Origin of the sequence: Catenulispora sp. GP43 (assembly GCF_041260665.1) — a bacterium.
In the GTDB taxonomy this organism is placed as follows: domain Bacteria; phylum Actinomycetota; class Actinomycetes; order Streptomycetales; family Catenulisporaceae; genus Catenulispora.
Genome location: NZ_JBGCCT010000027.1, coordinates 26,188 through 44,700 on the forward strand (window position 1 = coordinate 26,188; position 18,513 = coordinate 44,700).

General features: G+C 71.8%; 18 protein-coding genes. 7 read left to right on the plus strand and 11 right to left on the minus strand.

The window, feature by feature from the left end:
* The first annotated feature begins 209 nt into the window (after window positions 1-209).
* Both ABH926_RS39290 and ABH926_RS39295 read left to right on the plus strand, forming a co-directional pair.
* Window positions 210-2,288, plus strand: a complete 2,079-nt coding sequence (locus tag ABH926_RS39290; protein ID WP_370371142.1) for an ATP-binding cassette domain-containing protein — start codon at window positions 210-212, stop codon at window positions 2,286-2,288.
* Complete coding sequence (locus ABH926_RS39295) at window positions 2,285-3,100, plus strand: hypothetical protein (RefSeq protein WP_370371143.1); 816 nt, start codon at window positions 2,285-2,287, stop codon at window positions 3,098-3,100. The genes ABH926_RS39290 and ABH926_RS39295 overlap by 4 nt, the downstream gene beginning before the upstream one ends.
* Window positions 3,101-3,110: 10 nt before the next feature.
* On the opposite strand, the gene msrB is transcribed toward ABH926_RS39295, so the two are convergent.
* Window positions 3,111-3,521: a peptide-methionine (R)-S-oxide reductase MsrB gene (gene msrB, locus ABH926_RS39300; RefSeq protein WP_370371145.1), complete on the minus strand. Its 411-nt coding sequence runs from the start codon at window positions 3,519-3,521 to the stop codon at window positions 3,111-3,113.
* A gap of 5 nt (window positions 3,522-3,526) precedes the next feature.
* The gene (locus ABH926_RS39305) at window positions 3,527-4,303 is read right to left on the minus strand and encodes a pyrimidine reductase family protein (RefSeq protein WP_370371147.1); all 777 of its coding nucleotides are present in this window, start codon (window positions 4,301-4,303) and stop codon (window positions 3,527-3,529) included.
* Between the two features lie 144 nt (window positions 4,304-4,447).
* On the opposite strand from ABH926_RS39305, the gene zapE reads away from it, so the two are divergent.
* From zapE to ABH926_RS39325, 4 genes are all read left to right on the plus strand, one after another.
* Complete coding sequence (gene zapE / locus ABH926_RS39310) at window positions 4,448-5,536, plus strand: cell division protein ZapE (RefSeq protein WP_370371149.1); 1,089 nt, start codon at window positions 4,448-4,450, stop codon at window positions 5,534-5,536.
* Window positions 5,537-5,593: 57 nt separating this feature from the next.
* On the plus strand, window positions 5,594-6,439 hold the full coding sequence (locus ABH926_RS39315) for a polyphosphate kinase 2 family protein (protein WP_370371151.1): 846 nt from the start codon (window positions 5,594-5,596) through the stop codon (window positions 6,437-6,439).
* Window positions 6,440-6,501: 62 nt separating this feature from the next.
* The gene (locus ABH926_RS39320; protein WP_370371152.1) at window positions 6,502-6,999 is read left to right on the plus strand and encodes an N-acetyltransferase family protein; all 498 of its coding nucleotides are present in this window, start codon (window positions 6,502-6,504) and stop codon (window positions 6,997-6,999) included.
* A gap of 43 nt (window positions 7,000-7,042) precedes the next feature.
* Window positions 7,043-7,609 carry a hypothetical protein gene (locus ABH926_RS39325; RefSeq protein ID WP_370371153.1) on the plus strand — a complete coding sequence of 189 codons (567 nt, stop codon included), beginning with the start codon at window positions 7,043-7,045 and terminating at the stop codon, window positions 7,607-7,609.
* A 16-nt stretch (window positions 7,610-7,625) separates the two neighbouring features.
* Here the strand turns inward: ABH926_RS39325 and ABH926_RS39330 are convergent, their stop codons facing one another.
* From ABH926_RS39330 to ABH926_RS39365, 8 genes are all read right to left on the minus strand, one after another.
* Window positions 7,626-8,603 (minus strand): quinone oxidoreductase, encoded by a 978-nt coding sequence (locus ABH926_RS39330; RefSeq protein WP_370371154.1) that lies wholly within the window; start codon window positions 8,601-8,603, stop codon window positions 7,626-7,628.
* Between the two features lie 101 nt (window positions 8,604-8,704).
* Window positions 8,705-9,466 (minus strand): sirohydrochlorin chelatase, encoded by a 762-nt coding sequence (locus tag ABH926_RS39335; protein WP_370371156.1) that lies wholly within the window; start codon window positions 9,464-9,466, stop codon window positions 8,705-8,707.
* Window positions 9,463-10,344, minus strand: a complete 882-nt coding sequence (locus ABH926_RS39340) for an ABC transporter permease (protein ID WP_370371158.1) — start codon at window positions 10,342-10,344, stop codon at window positions 9,463-9,465. Before ABH926_RS39340 ends, ABH926_RS39335 begins: the two co-directional genes overlap by 4 nt.
* A complete protein-coding gene (locus ABH926_RS39345) occupies window positions 10,334-11,140 on the minus strand; it encodes an ABC transporter ATP-binding protein (RefSeq protein ID WP_370371160.1) in 807 nt (268 codons plus the stop codon). Before ABH926_RS39345 ends, ABH926_RS39340 begins: the two co-directional genes overlap by 11 nt.
* Before the next feature lie 29 nt (window positions 11,141-11,169).
* A complete protein-coding gene (locus ABH926_RS39350; RefSeq protein WP_370371161.1) occupies window positions 11,170-12,297 on the minus strand; it encodes an ABC transporter substrate-binding protein in 1,128 nt (375 codons plus the stop codon).
* 124 nt (window positions 12,298-12,421) lie between these two features.
* Window positions 12,422-13,762: a sulfate adenylyltransferase subunit 1 gene (locus ABH926_RS39355; protein WP_370371163.1), complete on the minus strand. Its 1,341-nt coding sequence runs from the start codon at window positions 13,760-13,762 to the stop codon at window positions 12,422-12,424.
* A gap of 2 nt (window positions 13,763-13,764) precedes the next feature.
* Window positions 13,765-14,688 (minus strand): sulfate adenylyltransferase subunit CysD, encoded by a 924-nt coding sequence (gene cysD, locus ABH926_RS39360; protein ID WP_370371165.1) that lies wholly within the window; start codon window positions 14,686-14,688, stop codon window positions 13,765-13,767.
* A gap of 1 nt (window position 14,689) precedes the next feature.
* On the minus strand, window positions 14,690-15,427 hold the full coding sequence (locus ABH926_RS39365; RefSeq protein WP_370371167.1) for a phosphoadenylyl-sulfate reductase: 738 nt from the start codon (window positions 15,425-15,427) through the stop codon (window positions 14,690-14,692).
* Between the two features lie 484 nt (window positions 15,428-15,911).
* Between ABH926_RS39365 and ABH926_RS39370 the strand changes: the two genes are divergently transcribed.
* Window positions 15,912-16,760 carry an LLM class flavin-dependent oxidoreductase gene (locus ABH926_RS39370; protein ID WP_370371169.1) on the plus strand — a complete coding sequence of 283 codons (849 nt, stop codon included), beginning with the start codon at window positions 15,912-15,914 and terminating at the stop codon, window positions 16,758-16,760.
* Window positions 16,761-16,769: 9 nt separating this feature from the next.
* Here the strand turns inward: ABH926_RS39370 and ABH926_RS39375 are convergent, their stop codons facing one another.
* Window positions 16,770-18,500 (minus strand): thiamine pyrophosphate-dependent enzyme, encoded by a 1,731-nt coding sequence (locus ABH926_RS39375; protein WP_370371171.1) that lies wholly within the window; start codon window positions 18,498-18,500, stop codon window positions 16,770-16,772.
* Between the last annotated feature and the right edge of the window lie 13 nt (window positions 18,501-18,513).

Sequence of the window (18,513 nt, forward strand, 5' to 3'; positions counted from 1 at the left end):
CGCGCGCCTGAGCGGGGTTGTCTATAAGCGGGCGGTAGGCAGTCGGCTGCGACACTTCATCACTCTTCACGGTGATTTCCCCCGGTCCCGTGAGTGATCACGGATACCGTAGCGGACAGCGATGTCGCGGACGGTGATCAACCGATGGACACCGGCGCCGGACAGCCGGCGCCGTGCGGCAGCAACGGCCCGGAGCAAGAGGAGTCGCGGTGATCGAGGCGATCGAGCTGACCAGCACCTGCCGGTCCCGCGGTGTGGGCGGCGGCCCCGTGGAGAAGGTCTCCTTCGACGTCTACCCGGGCCAGGTGACGGCCCTGCTCGGGGCGCCGGGTGCCGGAAAGTCCACAGTCCTGCGCCTCATGGTCGAACTCGAACCCGGCGGCGGCCGCACCCTGTTCGGCGGCCGCCCCTACCGCGCCCTGCGCCCCGCGGTCCGCGAGGTGGGCCTGGCCCTGAACCCCGACGCCGTCCACCCGGGCCGCACCGTCCAGGCCCACCTGCAGCTCTACGCGGCCGGCGGCGGCGTCCCCAAGCCGCGCATCGCCGAGGTCCTGGAAGTCGCCGGCCTGTCCACCCAGGCCACCGTCCGCTGCGGCCGCCTCGACGCCGGCCAGCGCCAGCGCCTGGCCATCGCCGCCGCCCTGCTCGGCGACCCCGCCGCACTCATCCTCGACGAGCCGTACACCCTCGACAGCCACGGCATGTCCTGGTTCCACGCCCTGATCCGCGCCTACGCGGCCCAAGGCCGCACAGTCCTGGTCGCCGCCACCGACCCCGACACCCTGTCCGGCACCGCGGACCACGTCGTCGTCCTCCGCCGCGACGAACACGACGGCGTCAGCCGCGTCATCGCCAGCCGCTCCGCCGCCGAGGTCTTCGACGAACGCCGCGCCACCGTCGTCCAGGTCCGCAGCCCCCAGGCCGCCCGCCTGGCCGCGGCCCTGGAATCCGAGGGCGCCCGCCTGGCCCCCGCCGGCCCCGGCGCCCTCCAGGTCCGAGGCCTGGACCGAGCCCGCATCGGCGAAGTGGCGCACGTCGCCGGCGTGTGTCTGCACGAACTCAGCGAGATCGGCCAAGACGACGACGTCTTCGGCCTGCGCCCCGTCCCCCGCCAGCAGGAACTCCTCCCCGGCCTCAACCGCGCCGGCAACTGGCACTCCGGCGTCCGCGTGGTCCCCGACGAGATCGAGGAGACGGAAGTCGTCGAGGCCGCGGCCGAGGCGAGCGCGGAGGCCGAGCGACCGGAGATGCCGGGGCAGGATGTTCCCGCTTCCGCGACAGTGCAGGCGAGTGCTGTGACGGTGACGACTGCCGGCACGCACACTCCTGAGCCGGCTGCCGAGGCGCACGCTGCTCAGCCAAGTGTCGCGGTGCAGGTCCCCGAGCCGAGCGACGGTGCTCAAGTCCCCCAGAAGAGGGTCAGGGCCCAGACTTCTGAGCCGAATGTCGTGGTGCTGACTTCTGAGCCGACCCCCGCAGCGCAGACTCCTCAGCCGAGCGTCAGGGCGCAGGTTTCTCAGTCGAATGTCGTGGTGCTGGCTTCGGAGCCGACCCCCGCAGTGCAGGATCCTCGGCCGAGCGTCGGGGCTGCTGAGCCAACTGCCGGGGCTCCTGCTCCTGAGCCGAGTCCTGCGGCGCAGACTCCCGAGCCGGGCCAGACCGGCGGCGCGGCCGAGTCGCAGCCCCCGCAGGAACCAGCGGCCGGCCTGCCCACACCACCGGTTGCCGACCAGCAGTCCGGCGGCATGATGCCGAGCACCGCCGGTTCGTGGCGCACCCAGGGTTCGGTCGCCGGCTCCCGCTGGTCGGCCGTGAAGGGTTCGCAGGCACCGCGAGGTTCTGCCGCGTCGGCCGCCACACCCTCGCCGGCCAGCGCTCCCGCGCCGAGTGTTCCCGAGCCGGCGCCCGCTGCTCCGGAGGTTCCCGAGCCGGCCCCGGTTCACAGCGCCGCCCCGGCCTCGCGCCTCGACTCGCCCGCCGCCGCGAAGTCCCGCGAGGTCTCGCGCCGCACCAGCGGGTTCGGTCTCCGGTGGGGCCGTGGCAAGCCGCATCCTTCGGCGGCGACCGCGCCGGCTTCGTCCCCGGAGACCGTCGCGTCGCCGGTCCTGGTCCAGCCCGCCGTCCCGTTCACCGTCGCGCCCAGCGCCGAGCAGCGTGGCACCGAGCCGCGTGGCGCCGGGGACGGCATGACCCCGTGGCGGGCTGCGGCCGCTCGGGCGTCGAAGCAGAGTCAGCAGCAGGCGTCGGTCGCGGAGGCGGCCCCGGCAGAGCAGGAAGCTTCCGCATGATTGCTGCGTTCCGTTACGAACTGCGTCGGCTCGGGAGTCTGCGGGCCACCCGGCGGGTGCCGGGAGGTGCCGCGGTGGCGGCGGCCGCGTTCGGGGTGGCGGCCGCTTTGGCGGTGTCCGCCGGCGCCTCGGAGCGGGTGGTGGCGTTGCTGCGGTTGACCGGGACGCTGCCCGCGCTGGCCGCCGCCGTCGTGATCGGGGCCGCGGCCTCGGGGCACGAGCGGCACTACGAAATGCGCTACGTGACCCTCGCGGTGGTGCCGCGGCGCGCGTGGCTGGCGGTCGCCAAGGCCACGCTCACCGCGCTCGTCTCCGCCCTGACCGGTGCGCTGGTCGCGCTGGCCGCGGCCCTCGGCTACGCGCTCGCGCTGGCGTGGGCCTACGCCGGGGACCGCACCCTCATCCCCGACGGTGCCGCCGCCGACCCCGTGCTGCAGGGTGTGGCGCCGGCTGCCGCGGCGGCGACGGCGGCCGGGCTGTTCGGGCTCGCCGTAGGGTGGCTGACCGCCTGGTACCGGGCCTCGGTGGCGGTCTCCGTGGCCGTGGTGGCGCTGGCCGTGCCGCTGGCGGCCGGACGCCTGGTCAGCGGCCTGCCCGGGATCGCCAAGGCCCTGACGGACGCCGAGCAGTACCTGCGGACCACCCCCGTGTTGTCCTCGCTGCTCAACCCCCGCGTGCTGACCGCGTGGCCGCCGCTGAAGTCGGGCATGCACCCGATCCCGCCGACCTCGCTCGCGGCCACCGCCCTGCTCGCGGCGGTGGCGCTGCTCGGCATGGCCGCCGGCGCCGCGCGCTGGCAGCGGGGGAGCTGAGCGGGAGTGCTCAGGAAGCGCTCGCGTCCTCGTCCAGCTTCAAGGACACCGAGTTGATGCAGTACCGCTGCCCGCCGTGCTCGGTCGGGCCGTCGTCGAACACGTGCCCCAGGTGCGACCCGCACGCCGCGCAGCGCACCTCGGTCCGCACCATGCCGTGGCTCATGTCCTGGTGCAGCGTCACCGCGTCGCCCTCGCCGGGCTCGTAGAACGACGGCCACCCGCAGTGCGAGTCGTACTTCGCCTGTGAGCGGAACAGAGGCGCGTCACAAGCCCGACAGTGGTAGGTGCCCTCCGTGTGCGTGGACACGTAATCCCCGCTCCACGGCCGCTCCGTGCCGGCCTCGCGCAGCACCGAGAACTCCATCGGCGTGAGCAGCGAGCGCCACTCGGCCTCGGACTTCTGCACCTTCTCGACCATGCTGATCACCCTTCCTTAGCGGGTTCAGAGACGGAACCCTGTGTTCCCCCGACTAGATAACGCGAGAAGAGGAACCCGTCTTCCGTCAGCAGGCTGTGCAGTATCAGCGGTAATCCGTCCGTAAGATCCGGCCCGGCCAGCACCCGCATCGAGTCGCCGCCGCGCAGCTGCGGGGCGATCGACAGGCACAGCTCGTCGAGCTTGCCGGAGGCCGCGAGCTGCCCCAGCAGGTGCGGGCCGCCCTCGCACAGGATCCGCCCCAAGCCGCGCTCGGCCAGCCGGTCCACGGCCAGGGCCAGGTCGACCTCGCCGGTGCCGGCCGCGATCACCTCGGCGCCGGCCTCGGCGGCCGCGTCGACCTGGTCCTGCGGGGCGTCGGTCGCGGTCAGCACGATCGTCGGCACCGCGGGCGAGGTGAACAGCGGCATGGTCCAGTCCAGATCCATCGCCCGCGTGACCACGGCGATGGCCGCGGTCGGGGCCTGGCCGGCGGCCGCCCGCGCCTCCTGGTACTGCTGGCGGACCCGCGCCGGCCGGTACTGCTCGGCGCGCACCGTCCCGGCCCCGACCAGCACCACGTCCGCCAGCGCGCGGAGCACGCCGAAGACCCGCTTGTCCGCCTCGCCGGAGATGCCCTCGGACTTGCCCGAGGCGGTCGCGGCGCCGTCGGCGGACGCGACCATGTTCGCCCGCACCCAGCGCCGGGCCCCGGTGGGGTAGGCGTAGACCTCCGCCAGATCGACCTGGCGGCTGCGGTTCGTGGGTGGCACCAGCTGATACATGGGACCAGCGAATCACACCAGGGGACTTCTGACACGCGCGGCTCATCCACCCGCCGCACAAGATTTTGTGACTGGCTTCACATGTGATCAATTACACCCCCCGCATGGTTCGGGATACCCGCTCCGGCCTGCGACATTGGAAGAGTGCCGACGTCTGCTCCGAAAGTCTTCGCGCCCGCCGCGACCCTCGTCGGCCGACGCCCGGAAGTCGGCGCCGACCGGCTGATAGCCGACCTTGTCCCGCCGCCGCGGTTCGACCAGGTGCGCTTCTCCAGCTACGTTCCGAACCCGGCCGAGCCCAGCCAGTCCGCGGCCCGTGACCGCCTTGAGGCGTTCGCCGCGACCGTCGGCGCGGCGCCTAAGAAGAGCCGCGGGCTGTTCAAGAAGAAGGCCCCCGCGTCCGGCGCGATCGGCGTCTACCTCGACGGCGGCTTCGGCGTCGGCAAGACCCACCTGCTGGCGTCGCTCTGGCACGAATCCCCGGCCCCGCGCGAGAAGAAGGCCTACGGCACCTTCGTCGAGTACACCAGCCTGGTCGGGGCCCTCGGCTTCGCCGCCGCGGTGGAGCGGCTGGCCGACTTCGCGCTGGTCTGCATCGACGAGTTCGAGCTCGACGACCCCGGCGACACCGTCCTGGTCTCCACGCTGCTCACCCGGCTGTCCGACCGCGGCGTGAAGCTGGCCGCGACCTCCAACACGCTGCCGGACAAGCTCGGCGAGGGCCGCTTCGCCGCCGCCGACTTCCTGCGCGAGATCCAGGCGCTGTCGGCGCGCTTCGAGGTCCTGCGGGTGGACGGCCCCGACTACCGGCACCGCGACCTGCCCACGCCGCCGGCCCCGGTCTCCGAGGACGCTGTGGCCCGCACCGTGGAGGAGAACCCCGGCGCCACCCTGGACGCCTTCGACGGCCTGACCGGCGAGCTCGCCGCGGTCCACCCCAGCCGCTACGGTGCCCTGATCGACGGCGTCAGCGCGGTCGGGCTCACCGGCGTGCGGCCGCTGGACGACCAGAACGTCGCCCTGCGCCTGGTGGTGCTGATAGACCGGCTCTACGACCGCAAGGTCCCGGTGGTCGCCTCCGGCACGCCGCTCGGCGACCTGTTCACCCCCGAACTGCTGCGCGGCGGATACCGCAAGAAGTACCTGCGCGCGATCTCTCGGATCACCGCGCTGGCCCGGGACGGCATGGCGTTGGCCGACGCCGCGCAGATCTCCGTCGGGGCGGGCGCCTAATCCCGGAACGGCTGCCATGACATGCGGAGCGTTAGCCCGGATGGCACTCTTTCCTTCATGGCGAAGTCGTTCACCCATCTGCTGCGGGCCCCCGAGTCCCCGGTCAAACTGAGCAAGATTGCTTCTGACGTGCACCCCGGCGTCGATTCGAAAGCCGAGGCGCTGCACAAGCTCCCCAAGCTCGGCGCGCGCCTGGCGGACCTGCAGGAGCGGCTGTTCGCGCAGTCCCGGGGCGGCGCCGACCCGGCGCGCCAGAACCTGCTCCTGGTGTTGCAGGGCATGGACACCTCGGGCAAGGGCGGCACGGTCAAGCACGTGGCCGGCGTGATGGACCCCGGCGGCCTTCGCATCAACTCCTTCAAAGCCCCGACCGAGGAGGAACTGTCCCACGACTTCCTCTGGCGGATCCGCAAAGCGCTGCCGACGCCCGGCATGGTCGGCGTCTTCGACCGCAGCCACTACGAGGACGTGCTCATCGTCCGGGTCCGCGACCTGGTCCCGCGCGAGCAGTGGGAGCTGCGCTACGGCCTGATCAACGAGTTCGAACAGGAACTCGCCGACCAGGGCACGACCGTCGTGAAGTGCTTCCTGCACATCAGCCGCGACACCCAGAAGGAACGCCTGCTGGCCCGCCTGGACGACCCGACGAAGCTGTGGAAGTACAGCACCAACGACGTCAAGGAGCGCAAGCTGTGGCCGGCGTATCAGGAGGCGTACCAGGCGGCGCTGAGCCTGACCTCGACCGAGACGGCGCCCTGGTACGTGATCCCGGCTGACCGCAAGTGGTACCGGAACTACGCGATCACCAGGCTGCTCATCGAGACGCTGGAACGGATCGGGCCGGAGTGGCCGCCGGCCGACTACGACATCAAGACGGAGAAGCAGCGCGTGCTGGCCTCCTGACCGTGGCGCCGTGGCGCCAGAGACCAGGCCGGCTCCAGCTGACCGGCCGCTATCCTCGCGCCATGGACATGGAGATCCGCCCGGCCACCGATGAGGACTGGCCGCACATCTGGCCGTTCTTCCGCACCATCTGCGCCGAGGGGGAGACCTACGTCTACCCCTTCGAGCCCACCGAGCAGGAGGGCCGCGAGATGTGGATGGAGCGGTCGCCGGGGCTGACCGTCGTCGCGGTCGACGCCGCCGGTACGGTCCTGGGCAGCGCGAAGATGGGCCCGAACCGGCCCGGCCCCGGCGCGCACGTGTCCACCGCCAGCTACATGGTGGACCCGGCGGCCGCGGGCCGGGGCGTCGGCCGGGCGCTCGGCGAGTACACGCTGAAGTGGGCGCGCGAACAGGGCTACCGCGGGATGCAGTTCAACGCCGTGGTGGAGAGCAACGCCCGCGCGGTGCACCTGTGGCAGTCGATCGGGTTCCAGATCATCGGGACGGTCCCGGAGGCGTTCAAGAGCCGGGCGCACGGCTATGTCGGGATCCACGTCATGTATCAGAAGTTCGATTGAGCCCGGCGCCTTATCAAGGCCCTTGTTCGGTCCGATGATATGCGTGACCATGGGCGCCATGCTCGACACCGCGCCGCCCGAGGCGGCCCAGCCGGAAGGGCCGGAGCCGCCGGGCCGGCCAGGTGAACCGGGGCCGCGCCGCGCGGCGCGTTCGCCGCGCACGGGCGGCCCGTCCCGGGCCAACGCGCTGGCCACCCTCGGCTTCGCCGTGCTGGCCCTCGGCTCGCTGGCCATCCCCTGGGCCGGCTACGACGACGGCAGCCCCTCCTGGTCCGGCTTCGACATCATGGGCGATCCGCCGCCGGTCGCGGACGGCATCGGGGCCGTGGTCGCCTGTCTGCACGTCCTGCAGTGGCTGAGCGTCGGCCTGATCGTGCTGTCGGCGTTGCGGCTGATCGTGCCCGCGCGGGGCCTGGCCTGGCTGTCGCTGCTGGCCGCGCTGGCCCTGGTCCTGTGCGCGGTGCTGGCGGCCTTCCGGTTCCACTCCGAACTCCAGGGCGTCGACGCGTTCGCGCCGTCCATGCGCGCCGGCCCGGTGGTCACGGCGACCGCCGCGTTCCTGTGCGCGGTCGCGGCCGGTTGGGGACCGGCCGCGACGCGAGCTCGGTGAAGTTGCTTCGGTGAAGCTAGGGGACCAGCAGCAGCTTGCCGGTCGTCTTGCGCGACTCCAGCTCCCCGTGGGCCTGCCCGGCCTGGCCGAGCGGGAACGTGGCGCCGACCCGCACGGTCAGCGTGCCGTCCTGGATCCAGCGGAACAGGTCGCCCGCGCGCCACTCCAGTTCCTGGCGCGACACGATGTAGCTGGCGAGCGTGGGGCGGGTCAGGAACAGCGAGCCGGCCGCCGAGAGCCGCAGCGGGGCGAACGGCGGGACCGGGCCGGAGGCGTTGCCGAAGCTGACGAGCATGCCGCGCACGCGCAGCGAGCCGAGGGAGGCCTCGAAGGTGTCCTTGCCGACGCCGTCATAGGCCACGTGCACGCCGTGCCCGCCGTTGCGGCGCCGCACCTCGGCGGCCAGCTCCTCGCCGGCCACCTGGTCGTAGCGGATCACCTCGTCGGCGCCGGCCTCGGCGGCCAGCTTGGCCTTGGCGTCGCTGGAGACGGTGCCGATCACCTTGCCGCCGGCGGCCTTCACCAACTGGGTCAGCAGCAGGCCCATGCCGCCGGCCGCGGCGTGCACCAGCGCGGTCTCGCCGGCCTTGATCGGGTATGTGCTCTGCGTCAGGTAGTGCGCCGTCATGCCCTGCAGCATCACCGCGGCGGCGGTCTCGACGTCCACGCCGTCCGGCACCGCCACGGCCCGGTCGGCGGGCACGATCACCTGTTCGGCGTAGCTGCCGCGGGCGTCCACGGTCGCGACCCGGTCCCCGGGCCGGAAGTCCGTCACGCCCTCGCCGACCTCCAGGACGTGCCCGGCCAGCTCGGCGCCCGGCGTGAACGGCAGGTTCGTCGCGTACAGCCCGCTGCGTTGGTAGGTCTCGATGAAGTTCACGCCGACGGCGCCGACCTCCACCAGGAGCTCACCGGGCCCCGGCTTCGGAGGGTTCACGTCGGAGAGCTGCAGGACCTCGGGTCCGCCAGTCTGGCTGACGACGATCGCGCGCATACACGGATCCTTTCAAAGGTTGCGGTGGTTCGCATGCTTGCAACCCCGGACCCGCCGCCCGGATTCCGCCGTGCCCGCATCGCGCAGGGCCGGTGTCCGCGTCAGGCCACGTGCGCCAGGCAGGCCGAGATCGCGCCGTCGAACCGGGCCAGCACCGTGGCGGCCACCTCCGGCGCGTCCCCGAGCTCGGCGGCCACCGCGTCCGCCCCGGCCCGCAGCGCCGAGCCCCGGATCCGGTCGGCCAGGAACCCCGGCGCGAGGAAGTACGGCGACACCACGACCCGCCGCGCGCCGCGGTCGCGCAGCCTGCGCACTGCCTCCCCGGCCAGATCGCCGACCGCCGGCACCGCGACCACGTGTTCCCAGCCGCTCTTCTGCCAGCCCTCGGCCAGCTCGTCCACCGCCGCGACCGCGACCCGGTCGGAGGACCCGGCCCAGGCCAGCACCACCGAGGCCTCCTCGTCGCCGGGCCACACCCCGGCTTCGCGCATCCGCCGCTCCAGTCCGGCCGTCAGCAGCGGGTGCGGGCCCAGCGGCCCGGTCAGGATCGGCATGGTCACGCCGGCCCGCCAGCGCCGGGGCAGCGCCTCGTGCGCGGCGGCCACCGCCGCGGGGATGTCCTGCCGGACGTGGAAGGCGGTGTTCAGCAGCAGCGGGACCACCTTCACGTTCTGGTACCCGTCCCGGACCAGGCCGTGCAGGGCCCGTGCGGCCGTGGGGCCGCAGTGGTCCAGGAAGGCCGTCTCGACGCGCAGCTCCGGCCGCTGCTCGCGCACCGCGTCCACGAGCCCTGTGATGACCTCCCGGTGCCGCGGGTCCCGGCTCCCGTGGGCGACCGCCAGCATCGCCTGTCCCTGGTTCACGCCAACCCCCTCGCCTTCAGCACGCGCCGTTCCAGCGGCGCGAAGAGCAGCTGGTTGACCGCCACGCCGACGGCCAGGATGAGTACGATCGCCGCGAACGCCCCGGACATGTCGTTGGCGTCCTGGGAGTTTTTCAGCAGGAATCCCAAGGAATGTCCGAGATTCGCGGACTGCACGATGATCTCAGAGGCCAGCAGCGAGCGCCACGCGAACGCCCAGCCCTGCCGCAGGCCCGCCAGGTAGCCGGGCAGCGCGGCCGGCAGCAGGACGTGCCGTACCGAGGCCAGGCCGCGGGCGCCGATGTTGCGGCCGACACGCAGGTACAGCGGCGGCACCTGGTCCAGGCCGGACATCACGCCGACGGAGATGGAGGGCACCGCGCCGAGCAGGACGACGGTGTAGAGCATGGCCGGGCTGGGGCCGAAGAACATCAGGGCCGGCGGGACCCAGGCCACCGAGGGCAGGGACTGCAGGCCGGACAGGATGGGGCCCAGGCCCGCGCGGACCGGCTTGAACCGGGCCGTCACGATGCCCAGCGGCGTGCCGATCGCGACCGAGGCGCCGAAGCCGACCGCGCCGTGGGCGATGCTGTGGCCGACCGCTCCCCAGGCGTCGCCCTCGGAGAAGGTGTCCTTCAGAGAGCTGAACACCTGCGAGGGCCCGGGCAGCTTCCAGTCCGGCCAGATCTTCGCCGCGTAGAGGATCTGCCAGACGGCCAGGATCAGCGCGACGGCGATGATCGGCGGTAAGACGGATGCGGCCACGTGCCTGAGTCTGCTGGACTCCGGTTCCGCGGAGGTTTCCAGCGCGTCAAGCCCGGCTTCGATGTGTGCGAGGGTGTCGCCGGCCGGCCCCGCGGTGTCGGTGTCAGCGGCCATGGCGGCTGATCTCCTTGCGCAGGTGGTCGGTGATCTCCACCGACAGGTCGGCGACCGCCTTGTCCTCGATGCGGCGGGGCTGCGGGATGTCCACGCGCCACTCCCGGGCGACCCGGCCGGGCCGGGAGGACAGCAGCACGACCCGCTGGCCCAGGCGCACCGCCTCGCGGACGTTGTGCGTGACGAACAGCACCGCCAGGCCCGTGGCCTCCCAGAGCCGGATGAGCTCCTCGTGCAGCACGTCCCGGGTGATGGCGTCCAGCGCGGCGAACGGCTCGTCCATCAGCAGCACCGGGCTGTCCTGCGCGAGCGCGCGGGCCAGCGCCACGCGCTGCCGCATGCCGCCGGAGAGCTGGTGCGGGCGCTTGTCGTAGGCGCCGCGCAGCCGGACCAGCTCCAGCAGCCGCTCGGTCTCGGCCCGGCGGTCGCGGCGGCCGGACAGGCCGCGCAGCCGCAGCGCCAGGTCGATGTTCTCCCCGGCGGTCAGCCAGGGGAACAGCGCGGACTCCTGGAACATCAGGGCGGCTCGGCCGGAGGGCACCTCGACGGTGCCGGCGCTCGGCGCGTCCAGGTCGGCGACCAGGTTCAGCAGCGTGGACTTGCCGCAGCCGGAGGCCCCGAGCAGGCAGACGAACTCGCCCGGGGCGACGGTCAGGTCGATGCCGTCGAGGACCGGGGCCCCGCCCCGGAAGGTCTTGCCGACCCCGGACAGGCGGACGGCCGGAGCGGAGGCGGCCTCGACGGTGGCCGTGGCGGTGGTCTGTGTTGACTCAACGGCTGCGATTGCGGTGGTCATGGCGGTCTCTCCCCTTGGGTATTCCGGCGCTATTTGGTGGACAGCCCGGCGTCGGACACCGCGGGCCGGCCGTCCTGGGCCAGTTCGGTGTTCAGCAGCGTCAGGTCGAAGATGCCGTGCAGGTCGGTCGTCTTGAGCAGCCCGGTGGAAACGGCGTGGTCCATCTCGGTCTGGAGCGAGGCGGCCAGCGGATCGTCGGTCGCCGTCTGCTCGCTGAAGGCACGCTGGATCTCGGCGCCGGTGAGGGCCTTGCCGGTGAGCTTCTTCAGCTGGCCGTTGAGCAGCGTCTGCGCGTCGGCGGGGTCGGAGGCGATCCACTGGTTGGCCGCGATCTGCCCGTCGATGAGGGCCTTGACGGTGTCCGGGTGCGCGTCCAGGAAGGTCGTGGACACCACCAGGTTGGTGGTCGCGAACTGCCCGCCGGGCCACAGGCTCCGCTCGTCGACGAGCACCTTCGCCCCGGCCTCCAGCACCATGCGCGAGGCCCAGGGCTCCGGCAGCCAGGCGCCGTCGATGTGGCCGGCCTTGAACTGGTCCAGGGTGGCGGCGTTGTCCTGCGGGCTCACCGACACGTCCCCGGTGCCGTCCGTGTTGGCGGTCAGGCCGTTCTGCTTGAGCCAGGCGCGCAGGGCGACGTCCTGGGTGTTGCCTTTCTGCGGCGTGGCCAGGGTCTTGCCCTTGAGGTCGGCCACGGTGTTGATCCCGGGCCGCACCACGAGCTCCGCGCCGCCGCTGGTGGCGCCGGCGACGATCTTCAGTGCCTGGCCGTGCGACTGTGCGAAGGCCGCCAGCGCCGAGGACGGGCCGACATATGCGGCGTCGAGCTGGCCGCCGAGCAGAGCGGTCATCTCCGCGGGGCCGGCGTTGTAGATCTGCGTGGTGAGCTTGGTGCTCCCCAGCGCCTTGGCGAAGTCGCCGTGTGCGACCCCGATCACCGCGGAGGCGTGCGTGACGTTCGCGAAGTAGCCGAGCCGCAGTTCTCCGGCCGCCGTGGACGCGGTGCCCGCGGCGGTCGAAGTCGTGGCGGCCGAGGACGTGGCCGATCCGGAGGACTGGTCGGAGGCGGAGACGTACGCGGCGATCACGATCACCAGCGAGACGATCATCCAGCCGGCCGCGACCGTGGCGGCGACGGCGGAGAAAGCCCTTCGTATCACGCTGGCTCCAAGGACGGGGACTGTCAGGGACTTCGATGTCGGAACAGGGCGCGGCGGTGCCGCAGCCCGGCGACCCGACATCGGACGTCCCCCGTGAAGTTGTGGGAGAACAGAGCGTGCTCGATCACGAGAAGACCCCCAGCGGGTCCCCGGACATGCCGGCGGTGAGCGTGTCGCCGCTGGCCGGGTCGATCAGCAGGAAGGAGCCGGTCTCGCGGTCGGCGGCGTAGGGCTCCAGCAGGATCGGGGACGCCGTGCGCAGGACCACCCGGCCGATGTCGTTGGCGTTCAGGGTGTGCGCGGCCGGCGCGGCGTCGTCCCAGTCGAACTCGTCGCCGCTGTCCGCCCCCGAGGCGGCCAGCGGGTCGGAGATGTCCAGCTTCGCCGAGATCTCCTTCACGATCGCCTTGACCGTGCGCGTGGTGTGCTTGAGCAGCACCCGGTCGCCGACGGCCAGCGGCTTCTCGGACAGGTGGCACACGGTCGCCACCACGTCCTGCACCGCGGTCGGCGCGGCACCGGCCGGGGCGATCAGGTCGCCGCGGGAGACGTCGAGCTCGTCGGCGAGCAGCACGGTGGCGGCCTGTCCGGCGGTGGCGCGCTCGGCCGGGCGGCCCAGCAGGTCTATGGCGGCGATCGTCGAGCGCTGGCCCGAGGGCAGCACCACGATCGGGTCGCCGACCTCCAGGTGGCCGGAGGCGACGGTGCCGGCGTAGCCGCGGTAGTCGGCGCTCTGGTGCCGGATCACGTACTGCACCGGGAACCGGCCGGCCGGGCGCCGCTCGGCCTCCACCGGCACGTTCTCCAGGTACTCCAGCAGCGTCGGGCCCTCGAACCAGGCCAGGTCCGCCGAGGGCTCCACCACGTTGTCGCCGCGCAGCGCCGAGACCGGCAGCGCCGCGTAGTGCTCGATGCCCAGCGCCGTGGCGTAGGCGGCGAAGTCGGCCTCGATCTGGCCGAACCGGTCCTTGTCGAAGTCGACCAGGTCCATCTTGTTCACCGCCAGCAGCACCCGCGGCACCCGCAGCAGGGCGGACACGGCGGTGTGACGGCGGGTCTGCTCGGCCAGACCCTTGCGAGCGTCGACCAAAATGACCGCGAGCTCGGCGGTGGAGGCGCCGGTGACCATGTTGCGGGTGTATTGAACGTGCCCGGGGGTGTCAGCCAGGATGAACCGCCGGCGCGGCGTGGCGAAGTAGCGGTAGGCGACGTCGATGGTGATGCCCTGCTCGCGCTCGGAGCGCAGGCCGTCGGTGAGCAGCGCCAGGTCGGCCTGCTCCAGGCCGCGGTCGCGCGAGGTGCGCTCCACCGCCTCGTACTGGTCGGCCAGCACCGACTTGGTGTCGTAGAGCAGCCGGCCCACCAGGGTCGACTTCCCGTCGTCCACCGAGCCGGCGGTGGCCAGCCGCAGCAGTCCTGCGACGTGGGTGTCCTTCTCGGTCGGCGCGTCCAGCAGCACAGTCATGACTAGAAGTACCCCTCTCGCTTGCGGTCCTCCATGGCGGCCTCGGAAAGGCGGTCGTCCGCGCGGGAGGCCCCGCGCTCGGTGATCCGGGAGGCGGTGATCTCTTCGATGACCGCGGCGACGTCGACGGCGTCGGAGTCCACCGCGCCGGTGCACGACATGTCCCCGACGGTGCGGTAGCGCACGGTCCGGGTCTGCAGCGTCTCCCCCTCGCGCGGGCCGCCCCAGTCACCGGGGGACAGCCACATGCCGCCGCGGGCGAACACCTGGCGCTCGTGCGCGTAGTAGATCTCCGGCAGCTCGATCTCCTGCTCGGCGATGTACTGCCACACGTCCAGCTCGGTCCAGTTCGACAGCGGGAACACCCGCACGTGCTCGCCGGGGCGGTGCCGGCCGTTGTACAGCCGCCACAGCTCCGGGCGCTGCCGCTTGGGGTCCCACTGCCCGAAGTCGTCGCGCAGCGAGAAGACCCGCTCTTTCGCGCGGGCCTTCTCCTCGTCGCGTCGTCCGCCGCCGAAGACGGCGTCGAATTTGTGCGATTGGATGGCGTCCACCAGCGGCACCGTCTGCAGCGGGTTGCGGGTGCCGTCCGGGCGCTCCACCAGGCGGCCGTCGTCGATGTAGTCCTGTACGTGCGCGACGTACAGCCGCAGGCCGTGTTCGGCGACCGTGCGGTCGCGCGTGGCCAGCACCTCGGGGAAGTTGTGGCCGGTGTCCACGTGCAGCAGGCCGAACGGCACCGGCGCCGGCGCGAACGCCTTCAGCGCCAGGTGCAGCATGACGATCGAGTCCTTGCCGCCGGAGAACAACAGCACCGGCCGCTCGAACTCGGCCGCCACCTCGCGGATGATGTGGACCGCCTCGGCCTCCAGCGTCCGCAGATGATCGTGCGCGGGGGCCGTCTCGTCGTGGGTGAGGGTACTCATATCAGGTGTGCAGTCCGCATTCGGTCTTGGCGTTGCCGGCCCAGCGCCCGGCCCGCGGGTCCTCGCCCGGCAGGGGCTTGCGCGTGCAGGGCTCGCAGCCGATCGAGGTGTAGCCCTCGAGGAACAGGGGGTTGGTCAGCACGCCGTGGTCGGCGACGTAGGTGTCCAGGTCGTCCTGGGTCCAGGCGGCCAGCGGCGAGATCTTGATCATGTCGCGCTTGGCGTCGTAGCCGACGACCGGGATGTCCGCGCGGGTCGGGGACTCCTCGCGGCGCATGCCGTTGATCCAGGCCACGTACGGCTTCAGCGCGCGCTCCAGCGGCTCGACCTTGCGCAGCGCGCAACACGTGTCGGGGTCGCGCTCGTACAGCCGCGGGCCGTGCTCGGCGTCCTGCTCGGCGACCGTCCGCAGCGGTGTGATGTTCAGCAGCCGGACCGGGTACACCTCGGCGACCGCGTCGCGGGTGCCGATGGTCTCGGCGAAGTGGTAGCCGGTGTCCAGGAAGGCCACGTCGATGCCCGGCGCCGCGGCGGAGGCCAGGTGCACCAGGTGGGTGTCGGCCATCGACGAGGCGACGACCAGGCCCGCGCCGAACGTGGCGTGGGCCCACTCGACGACCCGCGCGGCCGGGGCGTGTTCCAGTTCTGCGTTGGCCTGCTCGGCCAGCGCCCGCAGGTCGGTGCCGGCGAAGGCGGTGGCTGCCTGGTCGACCGACGCGAGCTCGGTGTCCGCTGACATTTCGGGGCTTCCCCTTACAGTGGCGGGCAACACGGGCGTGCCGGGAGCCCGACGCGCCGCGGGCCGCATCGTCGCGGCGTCACACGGACGGCGTGGGGGTAGCGCCGGCGGACCGTGGCCCTGGAAGATCTAGAACGACAGATCGGGGCGAGGTCTACTGGGCCGGCATACAGACCATGCTGGACAGCCGTCCGAAGTCGACGTGACGCCGACCGACGAGCGCGATTCCAGCACGAGACATGACTAGAGAGTCGCACGCGGTCCGCGGGTCGTCCACTGTCGTCCATGATGCGGACTGTGTGTCTCACGCCACTTCGCGGTGCCGAAATCGGCTTGTTCCGGCGGAGGGGAGCGTTTTACGCTGCCGATACTCCGACAGGGAGCTCCCCAGCACGAACGCCGCAGAACGGGAGCCCTTCGCCTCGCCCGGCCGAGGTCCTGGAGAGGGCGGCATCCATTCGTCGTGTCCTCACGGAGGTTTCCCATGGAAGTCGGAATCGGTCTGCCCATCAGCGCCCCGGAGCTGCTGCCCGATTGGGCCCGCTCCGCTGACGCCGGTCCGTTCACCACCCTCGGTCTGCTCGACCGCCTCGTCTATGACAACCCCGAACCCTTGGTCGCCCTGTCCGTGCTGGCCGGGGCGACCAGCCGCATCCGGCTTCAGACCGAGGTCCTGCTGGCCCCGCTGCGCGAGCCTGTTCTGTTGGCCAAGCAGGCGGCGACGCTCGACCGGATCAGCGGCGGCCGGCTGGTTCTGGGCCTGGGCGTCGGCGGTCGGGAGGACGACCACGAAGCCGCTGGTACCGATCTGCACAGCCGGGGGCGTCTCATGGACCGGCAGATGTCCGTTATGCGGCGCATCTGGTCCGGCGCTGCTTATAGCGAGACCGTCGGCCCGATCGGTCCGCGACCGCACCGTGCGAATGGTCCCGAGGTGCTCTTCGGCGGTTTCCAGCCCGCCGCGCTGGCCCGCGTCGCCCGGTTCGGCGACGGATTCCTGGCCGCCGCGCCGCCGTCGTGGGTCGGACCGCTGATCGACACGGTCCGCAGGTCCTGGGACGAGGCCGGCCGGTCCGGCACGCCCCGGATCGTGGCGCAGGCCAACGCCGCGCTCGGTCCGCAGCCTGTCGTCGACGACGCCCGCGCGGCCATGGCCGCGTACTACCGCTTCACCGGTGACCGGGCCGATCAGATGGTCGCCGGCATGCTCACCACCCCGGCGGCGATCCGGCACACCATCGCACAGTACGCAGATCTCGGCGTCGACGAGGTGATGCTCTACTGCTACGGCCGCGACCCGGGTCAGGTCGAGCGGATCGCGGAGGCTCTGTGAGCCCCGAGCTCAGAGCAGTCGCACGTTGTGCGTCGCTTCCTTGACGACATCCCCGAGGTGCCCGGTCAGCGCCTGCTTGGCGACACTGAGCGTGAAGCCCTTAACAGTGGCCGCCGGAGTGTGCGCCGGTAGGGACAACGCATAGGGATCGACCACTACGTCGACCACTACAGGACCGCCGCGGTGGTTCAACGCCTCCTTCAACCCCTGTTCAAGATCGGCGGGGTGCTCGATCCGGATCCCCTTGGCTCCGAGCGCCTCGCCGACCTTGGCGAAGTCCGGGTTCTGGAAGTCGACGCCCCACGGCTTCAGCCCGGCCTCCTGCATCTCGATCCAGACGAAGTCGAGCTTGCCGTTGTTCAGGATCACGTGGACGATCTCGGTCTTGCGCTGCACCTCCGTGAGGAGGTCGCCGAGACCGAGCATCGTGAAGCCGCCGTCGCCGCACAGCGCGATCGCCGCGCGGTCCGGGAAGGCCATCTTGGCGCCGAACGCGTTCGGCGACGCACTGGCCATCGAGGCCCACGTGAGGCTGCCGAACAGGTGGCGTTTCGGGCCGAAGTGCAGATAGTGCGCGGCCCATATGCACGCCGTGCCGGTGTCGACGGTGAAGACCGCTTCCTCGGGGGCGAGCCGGTCCAGGGTGGCCGTCAGGTACTCGGGGCGGATCTGCTTAAGCGCCGGGCCTTGTTCGACGTAGTGCTGCAACTGCTTGTCGAAGTCCTCAGTCTTCTTCTGACACTTGTGCAGGAAGGCGGCATCAGACTTCTCCGACACCTTCGGCAGCAACAGGTCCAGGGTGGCGCCGACGTCGCCGACCAGTCCGTGGGCCAGCGGTACGCGGCGGCCCAAGCGGCGGCCGTCCCGGTCCACCTGGACCACCTTCACACCCTCGTGCGGGAGGAACTGCGGGAAGGGGAAGTCCGTCCCCAGCATCAGCAGGACGTCGGCGTGGTTCACCGCCTCCCAGCAGCCGCCGTAGCCGAGCAGCCCGGTCATGCCGACCGCGTGCGGGTTGTCGTACTCCAGCCACTGCTTGCCCTTGAAGCTGTAGCCGACCGGCGCGTTCAGCTTGTCCGCGAGTGCGAGGACCTGCTCCCGGGCGTTCTGGCAGCCTTCGCCACCGAAGATGGTGACGGTGTTGGCGGCGTTGATGATGTCCGCCAACTGCGCGATGTCAGCGTCGGGAGCCGGGCCGGCGGCCGCATTGGGAAGCGCTATATGTGTCGGCCCGCCCGGTGCGTCCGCCGCCGCCACGTCTCCCGGCAGTGAGATGACAGTCGGGCCCTGTTCGATGAGCGCAGTGGTGATCGCGGAGGTGACGATCGGACGCAATTGCTTCGGATCTATAAGGCGCCCTGTATATAGAGACGCCACGTTGAAGAACGTATAAGGGTTCAGCTCTTCTAGACCGTCGGTGTCCATGATGGCGGTCTCGACATCGCCGGCGATCGCGATTACCGGGGCGCCCTCCTTGCGGGCGTCCAGCAGCCCGTTGATCAGGTGGCTCACCCCGGGGCCGGCGGTTCCGCACACGGCCACCGGCCGCCCCGACATCTTCGCCTCGGCGACCGCCGCGAACACGCCCCACTCCTCGTGCCGGACATGGACGAAGTCGATGTCGCCGGCGCGCCGGAGTGCGTCGATCGCCGGGTTCAGGGCGTCGCCCACGATCCCGTAGCAGCGCCGCACGCCGGCGTCGGCAAGCATCTTCCACAGCACGTCCGCGACAGTAGGCATGCCGCCAGTCTCG

Excerpts from the sequence above, each read along its gene's own strand:
- ABH926_RS39295 (WP_370371143.1), top strand. The coding sequence starts at position 2,285 with ATGATTGCTGCGTTCCGTTACGAACTGCGTCGGCTCGGGAGTCTGCGG.
- msrB (WP_370371145.1), bottom strand. The coding sequence starts at position 3,521 with ATGGTCGAGAAGGTGCAGAAGTCCGAGGCCGAGTGGCGCTCGCTGCTC.
- ABH926_RS39305 (WP_370371147.1), bottom strand. The coding sequence starts at position 4,303 with ATGTATCAGCTGGTGCCACCCACGAACCGCAGCCGCCAGGTCGATCTG.
- ABH926_RS39315 (WP_370371151.1), top strand. The coding sequence starts at position 5,594 with ATGGCGAAGTCGTTCACCCATCTGCTGCGGGCCCCCGAGTCCCCGGTC.
- ABH926_RS39320 (WP_370371152.1), top strand. The coding sequence starts at position 6,502 with ATGGACATGGAGATCCGCCCGGCCACCGATGAGGACTGGCCGCACATC.
- ABH926_RS39330 (WP_370371154.1), bottom strand. The coding sequence starts at position 8,603 with ATGCGCGCGATCGTCGTCAGCCAGACTGGCGGACCCGAGGTCCTGCAG.
- ABH926_RS39340 (WP_370371158.1), bottom strand. The coding sequence starts at position 10,344 with ATGGCCGCTGACACCGACACCGCGGGGCCGGCCGGCGACACCCTCGCA.
- ABH926_RS39345 (WP_370371160.1), bottom strand. The coding sequence starts at position 11,140 with ATGACCACCGCAATCGCAGCCGTTGAGTCAACACAGACCACCGCCACG.
- ABH926_RS39355 (WP_370371163.1), bottom strand. The coding sequence starts at position 13,762 with ATGACTGTGCTGCTGGACGCGCCGACCGAGAAGGACACCCACGTCGCA.
- cysD (WP_370371165.1), bottom strand. The coding sequence starts at position 14,688 with ATGAGTACCCTCACCCACGACGAGACGGCCCCCGCGCACGATCATCTG.
- ABH926_RS39365 (WP_370371167.1), bottom strand. The coding sequence starts at position 15,427 with ATGTCAGCGGACACCGAGCTCGCGTCGGTCGACCAGGCAGCCACCGCC.
- ABH926_RS39370 (WP_370371169.1), top strand. The coding sequence starts at position 15,912 with ATGGAAGTCGGAATCGGTCTGCCCATCAGCGCCCCGGAGCTGCTGCCC.
- ABH926_RS39375 (WP_370371171.1), bottom strand. The coding sequence starts at position 18,500 with ATGCCTACTGTCGCGGACGTGCTGTGGAAGATGCTTGCCGACGCCGGC.